General features: G+C 65.4%; 8 protein-coding genes. 1 reads left to right on the top strand and 7 read right to left on the bottom strand.

Annotated features, from left to right (window positions below; genetic code table 11):
* The first annotated feature begins 288 nt into the window (after positions 1–288).
* Positions 289–2,100 carry an EAL domain-containing protein gene (locus DYQ94_RS16995; RefSeq protein WP_160954730.1) on the top strand — a complete coding sequence of 604 codons (1,812 nt, stop codon included), beginning with the start codon at positions 289–291 and terminating at the stop codon, positions 2,098–2,100.
* 123 nt (positions 2,101–2,223) lie between these two features.
* Here the strand turns inward: DYQ94_RS16995 and DYQ94_RS16990 are convergent, their stop codons facing one another.
* The 7 genes from DYQ94_RS16990 to nirB form a co-directional block, all read right to left on the bottom strand.
* On the bottom strand, positions 2,224–2,922 hold the full coding sequence (locus DYQ94_RS16990) for a DUF1349 domain-containing protein (protein WP_160954731.1): 699 nt from the start codon (positions 2,920–2,922) through the stop codon (positions 2,224–2,226).
* A gap of 133 nt (positions 2,923–3,055) precedes the next feature.
* Positions 3,056–3,976 (bottom strand): M14 family metallopeptidase, encoded by a 921-nt coding sequence (locus tag DYQ94_RS16985; RefSeq protein ID WP_160954732.1) that lies wholly within the window; start codon positions 3,974–3,976, stop codon positions 3,056–3,058.
* Positions 3,977–4,650: 674 nt separating this feature from the next.
* Positions 4,651–4,908, bottom strand: a complete 258-nt coding sequence (locus tag DYQ94_RS16980; protein WP_024940389.1) for a KGG domain-containing protein — start codon at positions 4,906–4,908, stop codon at positions 4,651–4,653.
* Positions 4,909–5,381: 473 nt separating this feature from the next.
* Positions 5,382–6,128, bottom strand: a complete 747-nt coding sequence (gene cobA, locus DYQ94_RS16975) for a uroporphyrinogen-III C-methyltransferase (protein WP_184429165.1) — start codon at positions 6,126–6,128, stop codon at positions 5,382–5,384.
* Between the two features lie 68 nt (positions 6,129–6,196).
* Positions 6,197–8,932, bottom strand: a complete 2,736-nt coding sequence (locus DYQ94_RS16970; RefSeq protein WP_160954744.1) for a nitrate reductase — start codon at positions 8,930–8,932, stop codon at positions 6,197–6,199.
* Between the two features lie 59 nt (positions 8,933–8,991).
* On the bottom strand, positions 8,992–9,357 hold the full coding sequence (nirD, locus tag DYQ94_RS16965; RefSeq protein ID WP_081008620.1) for a nitrite reductase small subunit NirD: 366 nt from the start codon (positions 9,355–9,357) through the stop codon (positions 8,992–8,994).
* Positions 9,354–11,771 carry a nitrite reductase large subunit NirB gene (gene nirB, locus DYQ94_RS16960; protein WP_228911806.1) on the bottom strand — a complete coding sequence of 806 codons (2,418 nt, stop codon included), beginning with the start codon at positions 11,769–11,771 and terminating at the stop codon, positions 9,354–9,356. Before nirB ends, nirD begins: the two co-directional genes overlap by 4 nt.
* Between the last annotated feature and the right edge of the window lie 58 nt (positions 11,772–11,829).

Below are 11,829 nucleotides of genomic sequence, written 5' to 3'. Positions count from 1 at the left end.
TACAACTTTTGTGTGGAATGTTGCGGTGCAGGAGTAAAAACCTGATCAATGCAGTGCCGTCATTTGATTTAATGAGCCCGCTTTTACCATTAAGACCACCACCAACTGTCGACGCCGCTCATTGATTGCGGTATTTGTGTGCAGCCACTCCGCCCGTCCAGTTTATTGTCGCGCTCGATATCCTGCGATGGAGTTTATTGAAGAGGCCGGCTTATTCGAAAAGTTTTTAGTGCCCGATGATCGTCACCTGTCAACGACCTCGGTTTGTTTGTAGTAGCCAGGCAGTGTGTGATCTTCAACACGGAAACTGACGACATGACGCTCGCTTTGGACAGCAAACGGCAGCAACAGCAGTTCGACTGGTCGGGCGTGCCGATCGACCTGGGTGGCATGGAGCCGCTCGATCAGATCGCGCGTCTGCTGTGCCATGCCCTGGTTGCGCCTGCGGCCGCACTAACCATCGTCGAGGGCGGCCGCGTGCGCGTGCTGGCGGCGCGCGGCATCAGTGCCGCCCATGTCGAGCAGGCCATTGAATTGTGCCGGCATGCGTCTGCGGCGCCCAATGGCGTCACGGAACTGATCGAACCTGCCGCCCTTGCCCCGATCCAACTGGGCGACGCCGCCTTCCCGGGCTTGCCGGCGCGCTTTATTGCCTGCGTCCCGGTCGGTGCACCGCAGACCGGCGTCTCCGGCACCTTGTGCGTGATCGATACGCGCGAGCGTCGCCTGGCCAGCCAGGAACACCAACAGCTGCTGATGTTCGCCAATGTGGCCGCGGCGCAACTGGAACTGCAGTTCGGCGCCGGGCGGCGCGAACCGCACAGCGGCCTGCTCAATGCACGCCAGTTGCAGTCGGACCTGGATGCCCTCGCCTTCGGCAGCCACTGCGTACCGACCATCGCTGCCTTCATCGAGGTCTACGACACCCAGGCAGCCAATGAAGCACGTCAGGCACTGGGCATGCAGCCGCTGGAAGAACTGGTGCGCCACGCCAGCTATGTACTGACGCGCGCGCTGCGCGGCAAGGCCACCGTCTATCACGTGGCACCGATGCGCTTTGCGTTTTTTCTGTTGAATTCCGCGCCCGACGAGATGGAAGACCTGTTGCTCGATCTGCGCGACATGCTGCATGCGCCGATGGACGCGGCCGGCATCCCGATGTCGTTGACCTTTCACGCTGGCGTCGTGCGCTTTGCACCGCAACAACCGGACACCAACGACGTCATGCGCAAGGGGCTGGTGGCACTGGGCGATGCGATCAGCAATCACGCCATCGTATGCTGGTATAGCGCCTCGCACGACGACGCGATCCAGCGTTCGTACCGGTTGGCACTGGATGCCGAAAAGGCGCTGGAAGCAGGCGATTTCCGGCTGGTGTTCCAGCCACGGATCAACCTTGAAGACTTGTCGGTGACCGGCTTCGAGGCACTGTTGCGCTGGCGGCATGCCAGCCTCGGCCCGATCGGTCCGGACGAATTCATCCCCTTGTTCGAAAAGACCGCCTTGATGTGCACCGTCACCAACTGGGTGATCGAAAACGCATTGGTGCAGTTGGCCAGCTGGCGTGCGCAGGGGCTGGACTTCTCCATGTCGATCAATCTGTCTTCGCGCGATTTTGGCAACCGCAATCTCGCCGCAGACGTCATCCATCGCTGCAGGGAGCTGGCCATCCCCACCCAGCGCATCGAGCTGGAGATCACCGAGGGCCGCTGGCTGCGCAGCAATGTGGAGGCCGTGCCACGGCTGCGCGCCCTGCGTGACGCCGGAGTCAATGTCGCCATCGACGACTTCGGCACCGGCTACAGCAACTTCGGCTACCTCACCGAGCTGCCGGTCAACGTGCTCAAGCTCGATCGCTCCCTGGTGACCGGCATCGCCACCAAGACCGGCATGCAGCTGCGCGCCGAGGCGGTGGTACGCCTGGCCAGCGCGCTGGGATATCGCACCGTTGCAGAAGGCATCGAACACGCCGACGAAATCGCGCTGCTGCGCAGTTGGGGATGCGATGAAGCGCAGGGCTATCTGCTGGCCCGGCCGATGGAGGCGGAGCTGGTGGCGGCCTATGTGGCAAGCGCGGTGGCAGAACAGCGCTTGCCGTGATCCGAGCTGCCCGCGTGCAGTCGGCGCGTGCATCGTCCTTGATCGACCCACACTACGCCGCCCTCGCCTCCTGCAGTGATGTGCGTGGCAACGCAGCGCGCACGCTGCGTTGCCACGCGGCCATCAACTCAGATCGTGCAGGTCCTTGTCCAGCGGCGGACCTAGCGTCCAGTCGGAAAACCGCACCTTCAGCCCGGCACGCTCCGGCGTGCAGCACATCGGCCCGACCTGGTACGCGTCGGCGACGGGAAACGGGCAAAGCCTGACCAGTGGCCAGGTCCGGCCATCGGCCGATACCTGCAGACGCAGGACGCCATCGGCAACGGTGGCGCGTATCCAGAAATCCTTGGGGTCGGCCTCGTAAGGGCCGGTCGCCCAATCCGAGACCGGGTTGGTCAACACGCTGCTGAGCATGGCACGGCCATCGCTAAGCTCGATGCCCGCCTTGACCCAGTGCTGCTCGTCCACGCGCACCATGATGCCGGCCTGATCGTAGAGCGACTCGTACTGCGCGCGCACCCGCAACTGCGCAGTGAAGCGCGCTGCGGCGGTGATACCGAGAAAATGCCCGCTATCGCGCGTGAACCCGTAATGCGTCTTGCGCCAGAAGTCGGTGGCCTTGTCGGTAACCACGTCCAAGGTGCCGCCGCTGATTGCGACGGTCCGTGGCCGATTGAGCCAGCTGCCGTCCTGCCACTGCGTGTCCTGCGCCATCGTGTTCTCCGTCTTGGGTTGCCTGGCAAGCACGCCGCCGCTGATGGCCATTCCCATCGCGCCGCCCAGCAGGCGTCTGCGTGCACCGTCTATCGCATCGTGAGTCATTCGGGGTCGTCCATGCGCTTGAAGAACTGCATAGTCTAGCCGTGCGGTGGCTCAGGGCATGCATGCGTGGGCCGTGCTGCAGATGGCTGACATCGCCGCGACGCCAGCGTCGATCTGGCGCCAGTCCATGCTGTCAGCGCTGGGCGAGCGCGTAGTCCAGCGCCGCGCAGATCGCAGCCACCTGCGCGGCGTTGCACTGTGCGGGCGTTGCGCGCGGGCTGTCCGGATACACCTCGGTAGTGGTGCGATAGCGCGCGTCGGTGACGCCCGCGCACAGGCCAAGACGCCGCACCGGGTAGTTGATGACGCCAGGAGCGACCACCGCTGCGCCGATGATCTGGCCGTTCGCGTCGGCAGGTGCGATATGGGTGACCTCGGCGACGGCGGCAATGATTGCCTGCTGAAACTGCGGTTGCGGATCCTCGCTATCGCCCACCAGGTAAAAGCCATCGGGAATGCTGCCGGGCACGAAATCGACGCCGTCACGTGCGGCCAGGGCCGGACGAAATTCGCTCTCGTCGCTGTCGGTGGTTTCGTGCAGATCGATATGCACCAGCATCTGTCCGGCCACTGTGGCGACCAGTTGCATCAAGGCCGCCGACTCGGCGGCCGGGCTGTCCGGCCGAAACGCACGATTGGGGTCGATGGCATCGGCATTCCAGCGCTGGATCCGCTCGTAGCCCCATGGATTGACGCAAGGCACCACCAGCAGATTGAGCTTGCCTGCATAGGCCGCCGCGCGTTGCTGCAGAAACTGCAGCGCGCCCTGCACGCCGCTGGTTTCATAGCCATGCACGCCACCGGTCACCAGCGCGCAGGGCAAAGCGGCGTCCCACGCCACGCTGCGCAGCGCGATCAACGGGTATTGCTCGGATGCCGCCAGGATCGTTCCGTAATGCACGCGCTCATAACTGGCATCCAGTGCATCGATCACTTGCACCACATCGTCAGCATGACTGCGCTGACGTAGCTGGCGTGCGCGCCATGCGGCGCGCTCTGCTGCGCCCCAGGGCTGCCGTGGTGTGCCGATCGGATACGCCATGCGCTGTGTCATTACCGGTGCCGTCCAATGAAAGACGGCCAGCGTAAGCGCTCCGTGCATGGCGGTCCATTCGACGACGAACCCGATGATGGCGACCGCCCGTAAGGTCGAGTCCGGTCAGGGCCGACTTTTCGAATCTGCGCGTCGACAAGTCCCGCGACAACGGGCGCGTCACCCTCGGCAGGCGCAATGTCGTGACGAGGCGGTCGTTGGCTTGACGCTGCGTATGCGATGACACGGCTGCAATGCTTGTCGGTCGCAAGGGCCAACGCAGACGCGCTGCCATGCGGTGGCATCCCGAGCCTTCCATCAATCCCCAGGGAGCGAGGCCGGGCCGCCGATCACGAAAATTCTGCAATGGATGCAAATCCTGCAGTCGCCTGGGTAAGCCCGCCGCGGAATGGGCAGATATTTCCCTGCAATCGATCGCGTGCGCGCGAGGACGAGTGAAAAAACTTCCGAGGTTCTGACGATGCATTGCACATCAACCTCTGCGCCACTGCTTAGCCGAGCAAGGCAAGACGCAGATGCTTCAAAGAACACACACAACTGCAATCGATTGTTCAGGCCGATCTGCTGACGCGGCGGAGGTGTCCGCAAAAACGCCGCAGGCCCTGCACGTGACGTGCAGGGCCTGCGGTCCGCTGCAGCGAGAACGGCGCGCCGGATGCGCGCCGCACGCTCGCCTAGACGGCCTCTTCCTGAGGTTTGGCTTGCTTGGAACGCCCACCCTTGCTGCCGATCCGCGACATATGATCGCGATCGCGGCTCACGGCCTGGCCGCCTTTGCGGCCAGCTTCGCGTGCCTCGTCGCTGGTGAATTCGTGTGCGTTCCCACTGGCATGTGCTGCCTTGCCGCCGCTGCTCGCCAACACGCGGCGCTTTTCAGGATCCAATGCGGCAAAACCGCGCCGGCTACGAGTACTGCTTTGTCCGTCTTCCACTGTGCCTCCTCTCGATGCGTCGATCACGCCACTGGTAGGAGGGGTAACGCAACTATCGTGCCAAGCCGTGCAGCCATGCGAGACGGCGCCAAGCGCCACAATGCAGGAAAAAACAGCTGCGCTCGCTGTGCAAATCTTGCACTCCTGCCACGCGCCGCGTGAGGGTCCGCGTTTTATCCATCGGTAGCGCTACCAATGCGGCCATAACGGCGAACTGACTGTGCAGCCGTCGCCGCTCCACCGGGCATGCAGCATGGGTCTGATCAATCACTGTCCTGCCCTGTCCACTGCTGTCCAATGCGCCAGCAAACCGGAACCGGAAGCGGCAAGCGATGCGGCTACATCTCTCGCCTGTAGCGCGCGCGCATCACGTAGCGACACCCGCACGGGCGTGCTTCGCACACCGCGTTGCCCGTTGAGACGCGCCGACGATGGTGCGCTGATCGCCGCACGCGGCGCTCAGCAGATCGCGCTCACCCCGCTGCCTGCTCCAGCGCCATGCCGAAGCGGTCGTCGCACTGCATTGCTGCCTCGGACAAGGCAGCGCCCACCAGCAGCAAGGTCGGCAAGCCCGGCAGCATGCCGGCGGCGGTAAGTCCCAGCTCGCCCAGGGTGGTCAGCCGGCGTTGCTGCTCGGGCCGGGTGGCGGCCTGCACGATGGCCGCCGGGGTGCTGGCCGGCAGATGCGCCAGCAACGCGGTGGCCAAGGCATCGGCACGCCGCAGGCCCATGTAGATGCCCAGCGTGGTGCCGCTGGCGGCCAGTGCGCCCCAATTCGGCTCGCCGTGATCGTGCGTATGCGCGGTGACGAAGGTGATGCCGTGGCAATGGCTGCGATGGGTCAGCGACACTTTCAGCACGGATGCGGCGGCGAATGCGGCACTGACGCCATTGATGATCTGCACGCCCACTCCGGCGCGGCGCAAGAAGCTGATCTCCTCGCCCGCGCGCCCGAACAGCAGTGCATCGCCGCCTTTGACGCGCACCACGCGCAAGCCCTGCAAGGCGTAGCGCCGCATCAGCCGGCAGATGAAGTCCTGCGGCGTCGAGCGGCAGCCACCGCGCTTGCCGACCCGGATCACCCGCGCCTGCGGTGCGAGTTCGACGATCTGCGGGTTGGCCAGATCGTCCAGCAGAAGCACCTGCGCGGCAGCCAGCGCCTTGACCGCCTTGATGGTGAGCAGATCCAGATCGCCGGGGCCGGCGGACAACAACACCACATCACGCGCGCAGGACGGAATGACTGACATGAGCAGGTCTCGCAATATGTGGAGGTCGGGACAGGCACTCAGGCGTGTCGGGGTTGCCGGCACAGCCGGGTGAGTTGCGGAACACAGGAGCCGCAGACCGTGCCGCAGCCCAGGCGTTGCTTGAGCTGGTGCAGGTCGGCGCCGTCGTCGATGGCGGCATGGATCGCAGCAGTCGACACCTGCATGCAGCTGCAGACGATCGGGTCGCAGGGTGCGCCCTGCGTCTGCGCAAACACGGCCAGCCGCGGGCCGCGCCAGGGCCGGCCTGCCAATGCGCTGTGCAGCAACGCCTGATTCGCCTCGCTGGGCTGCGCCGCGCTGAGCAGCAGGCCGTTGATATGGCTGTGGCCGTCCTGCACGCGCCAGCCCACACGACGCAGCAGCCCGCGGCGCAGGTCGCGGTACTCCAGCACGTCTGCGCCGGCCGGCAACTGCAATGCGGCGATCAGGCGATCGAGCCAATGCGCATCCGGCGCGCGTTCGCAGGCCGCATGCAGGACCGCCCAGTGCCCGCCGGCCTCGGCCAGCGGCTCGGCATGCAGCCGCAGCGATGCATAGCCGCAATCGCGCAACAGCGGCTGCAGTGCCTGTTGCAAGGCCAACGCATCGCCGCGCCGGGCAGCGAGCAGATGCCAGCCGAACACCGCCTTCTCCACCCGCACCGCCGCATGCTTGAGCTCGGGCTGCTGCGAGCGCGCATCCACCGCCGGGCTGCTCACTTGGTTGATGCCGCCGCTGGACAGGTGCTGCCCGCTCCAATGCATCGCGGCGAACACGCTGCCCGAGCGCAGTTCGTCGGACAGTTCCAGCGGCAGCACCAGCGCACCGCGCTTGCTGGCGATCTGCACCAGCTCGCCGGCGACCAGGCCGCGCCGCGCTGCGTCGTCCGGATGCATGCGCAACGCGGGTTCGGGGCTATGCGCAAACGCTGCCGGCACGCGTCCGCTGCGCGACATGCCATGCCATTGATCGCGCAGGCGGCCGGTCAGCAAGCGCATCGGAAAGCGGGCCGAAGTCGGCTCGGCCACCTTGCGATACGGCGTGGCGTGAAAGCGCGCGCGCCCGGTGCCGGTGGCGAACACGCCATCGGTATAGCGCCGCGCCTGCCCGTGTGCGGCACCGGCAGGGAACGGCCACTGCTGCGGCGCGTCATCCAGCAGCGGGTAATCCAGCCCGCCGATGTCCAGATCGCGCCCCACCGTCAACGCGCGATGCTCGTCGAAGATCTGCACGGTGCTGTCGAACCCGAACAGCCCCGCCCCGCTGGCAGGTGCCAGACGCGCTTCGAGCCGGCGTGCGACTTCGCGGGCGATCCACCAGTCCGCGCGCGCCTGGCCCGGCGCGTCCACCGCCTTGCGCACGCGGGTGATGCGGCGCTCGGAATTGGTCACGGTGCCGTCCTTCTCGCCCCAACTGGCGGCCGGCAACAGCACGTCGGCATACGGCACGGTGTCGGTGCCGGAAAACGCGTCCTGCACGATCACCAGTTCGGCCTGTTCCAGTGCGGCGCGAATGCCATCCACCTCCGGCATTGAATGCACGGGGTTGGTGCAGACGATCCACACCGCCTTCAACGTGCCCGCACGCAGACGCTCGAACAACTGCACGGCCGGTGTACCGGCCGTGGCACTCAGACGGCCGGCGGGCAACTGCCACAGACGTTCCAGTTCCGCACGATCGTCGGCATTGCCGATCTCGCGATGCGCCGCCAGCATCGTCGCCATGCCGCCGACCTCGCGCCCGCCCATCGCATTGGGCTGGCCGGTCAGCGAAAACGGCCCTGCGCCCGGCTTGCCGATCTGCCCCGTCGCCAGATGCAGATTGATCAGGGCCAGATTCTTGTCGGTGCCCTGCACGGACTGGTTCAGGCCCATGCAGTACAGCGACAATGCCGCCGGGCTGCGTCCAAACCACTCGGCCGCCTGCACCAGGTCCTCGTGCGAGATACCGCAGATCTCGGCGCTCATGCGCGGGGTGTACTCGCGCAGCATGTGCTTGAGGGCGTCGAAATCCTCGGTGTGCGCTGCAACGAAACGCGCATCCACCAGACCCTCCCAGATCAGGTGGTGCAGCATGCCGTTGAACAGGGCGACGTCGGTCCCGGGTTCGATCGCCAGGTGCAGGTCGGCCATGACCGCGGTGTCGGTGCGACGCGGATCGATCACGATCCAGCGAATGGCGGGATTTTTCGCCCGCGCCTCTTCCAGTCGGCGAAACAGCACCGGATGCGCATACGCCATGTTGCTGCCGGCAAACAGTACCGTCTGTGCCAGCTCCAGATCCTCGTAACAGGTGGGCGGGCCATCGGCGCCCAGCGCCAGCTTGTAGGCGGTGACCGCGCTGGACATGCACAGGCGCGAGTTGGTGTCGATGTTGTTGGTGCCCAGCAGGCCCTTGGCGAGCTTGTTGAAGACGTAATAGTCCTCGGTCAGCAGCTGTCCCGAGAGATAGAACGCCACCGCGTCCGCGCCGTGCTCCTCGACGATCGCCGCCAGCTTGCCGGTGACGTGATCGAGCGCCTGATCCCAGCTCACCGCCGCCCGCGGTGCCTGCCGATGACGACGCAGCTCCGGCGCGAGCACGCGCCCCTGCGTACCGGCGGCGGTCTGCGGTAAGGCCAGGCCCTTGCTGCACAACCGGCCATGATTGGCCGGATGCAGCGGGTCGCCTTCGATGCCGACGATGCGTTCGCCATGCGTGTCGTGCTCGCTGTGGATCAGCACCCCGCAGCCCACCCCGCAGTAGCAGCAGGTCGACCGGGTGATGCGATGCATCGGCGCAGACGTATGCGGCTGTACCGCCGCAGCGATCAAAGGTAGCTGCTGGCCGTCGCTCATGCGGCCGGCTCGGCGACTGCATCCGGCAGCGATACCGGCTGCAACACGATCCATACCGCATCGGCTTCCACCTTGACCGGGTAACGCGGCGCGCAGCCCACATCCGGTGCGCAGGCCTGGCCGCTCTGCAAGGCGATCGCCCAGCCATGCAACGGGCAGGTCACCGTGTCGCCGGCCACGATACCCTGCGACAACGGCCCGCCCTTGTGCGGGCAACGGTCGCGCAACGCAAACACCTGATCGCTGGCGGTGCGGAACAAGGCGATCGGTGCAATGCCCTCGATCTCGAGTACGCGCGCACCCAATGCAGGCAGCTCCTGCAGCGCACACACGCGAATCCACGCGGTCTGCTGCATGCTCATTCCTCCACCGTTGCGGCCGGCGCGGCGATGCGCAAGGGTTGGTACTCCTGCTTCCGTTCGCCGGCGATACGCGCCTTCCACGGGTCGACCAGGCCTTCCAGCGAGTACAGCAGGCGTTCGTACAAGGCACGCCGGTTGGCCGCGTCATCCACCACTTGTGCGCGGATGTAATCCAGCCCCACCCGTGCGATGTAGTGCACGGTGCGATCCAGGTAATACGCCTGCTCGCGATACAGCTGCAGAAACGCACCGGTGTATTCGCGCACTTCCTCGGCGGTGCTCACCTTGACCAGGAAGCGGGCGACCTCGGTCTTGATGCCGCCATTACCGCCAACATGCAGCTCCCACCCCGAATCCACCGCAATGATGCCCACGTCCTTGATGCCGGATTCGGCGCAATTGCGCGGGCAGCCGGACACCGCCAGCTTGACCTTGTGCGGGCTCCACATATTGGCCAGCATGGTTTCCAGGTCGATGCCCATCTGCGTGCTGTTCTGGGTGCCGAAGCGGCAGAACTCGCTGCCCACGCAGGTCTTCACCGTGCGGATCGACTTGCCGTACGCATGCCCGGACTGCATGCCCAGATCGCGCCAGACATCGACCAGATCTTCCTTCTTGACCCCGAGCAGGTCGATGCGCTGGCCACCGGTCACCTTGACCATCGGCACCGCGTATTTGTCGGCAACATCGGCAATACGGCGCAGCTCGCCGGCATTGGTCACCCCGCCCTTCATCTGCGGAATCACCGAGAAGGTACCGTCCTTCTGGATGTTGGCGTGCGCACGCTCGTTGATGAAACGCGATTGCGGATCGTCGATGGCCTCATGCGGCCAGCTCGACAACATGTAGTAGTTGATCGCCGGCCGGCAGGTGGCGCAGCCGTTGGGCGTGCGCCATTCCATGAAGGCATAGGCCTGCGCATGGGTCAGCAGCTTGTGTTCGGCAATGGCGCGCCGCACATCGCCATGGCTCAGATCGGTGCAGGCGCAGACCGCCTTGGTTTTCGGTGTTTCCTGGAAGTTGGAGCCCAGGCAGTTCATCAGGATCTGCTCGACCAGGCCGGTACACGACCCGCAGGAACTGGCGGCCTTGGTGTGCTTCTTCACCTCGTCGACGGTGAACAACCCCTGCTCGCTGATGGCTTTGACGATGGTGCCCTTGCACACGCCGTTGCAGCCGCAGACCTCGTCGCTGTCGGCCATCGCACTGGCGCGATCCTGTCCGCCGGTACCGGCATCGCCCAGCGCGCTTTCGCCGAAGATCAGTTGATCGCGCTGCGCCCGGATCGGCGTGCCGTCCTTGAGCAGCTTGAAGTACCAGCCACCATCGCTGGTGTCGCCGTACAGGCAGGCGCCGACCAGCACGTCGTCGCGGATCACCAGCTTCTTGTAGACCCCGCCGGCCGGGTCGGACAGCACGATCTCCTCGCAGCCATCGCCGCCCATGAAATCGCCGGCGGAAAACAGATCGATCCCGGTGACCTTGAGCTTGGTCGACGCCACCGAACCGCGATAGATGCCGATACCGAACTGCGCCAGGTGATTCGCGCACACCTTGGCCTGCTCGAACAGCGGCGCCACCAGGCCGTAGGCAATGCCACGATGGTTTGCGCACTCGCCCACTGCGTACACGCGTGGGTCGAAGCTCTGCAGGCTGTCGTTGACCACGATGCCGCGCGCGCAGTGGATGCCGGCTTCTTCGGCCAGCCGCGTATTCGGGCGGATGCCCGCTGCCATCACCACCAGATCGGCCGGGATCTCGCTGCCATCGGCGAACTTCACGCCAATCACCTCGCCCTGCGCATTGCCCAGCACTGCACTGGTCGCCGTGCTCAGCCTGAACTCCAGCCCGCGCGCGCGCAGGGCCTGCTGCAGCAGATTGCCGGCTACCGGATCGAGCTGGCGCTCCAGCAACCACCCGGCCAGATGCACCACGGTCACGTCCATCCCGCGCAGCTTCAGGCCATTGGCCGCTTCCAGCCCAAGCAGACCGCCACCGATCACCACCGCGTGCCGCTTGCTGCGCGCGGTCTCGATCATCGTGCGGGTGTCCTGGATATCGCGGTAGCCGATCACGCCCTTCAGCTCGTTACCGGGAATCGGCAACACGAACGGCACCGAACCGGTGGCGATCAACAAGCGGTCGTATTCCGCCTCGGTGCCATCGGCGGCGATCACGCGGCGACGCACCCGATCGATGCGGGTGACTTCCTTGTTCAGATGCAAGCGGATGCCGTTGTCCTGATACCACTGCAACGGATTGAGCACGATATCGTCGAACTCCTGCTCGCCGGCCAACACCGGCGACAGCAGGATGCGGTTGTAGTTGGGATGCGGCTCGGCCCCGAACACGGTGATCTGGTACATGCCCGGCATCAGCTTGAGCAGTTCCTCCACGGTGCGGATGCCGGCCATGCCATTGCCGATGACGACGAGTCTGGGTTGCTTCATTGCCTGGATTCCTGTCGACATG

This window comes from Xanthomonas sp. LMG 8993 (assembly GCF_009835065.2).
GTDB lineage: Bacteria > Pseudomonadota > Gammaproteobacteria > Xanthomonadales > Xanthomonadaceae > Xanthomonas > Xanthomonas arboricola.
The sequence above is the reverse complement of the archived record's forward strand: the minus strand, read 5'-3'. Positions and strand labels throughout refer to the sequence as shown.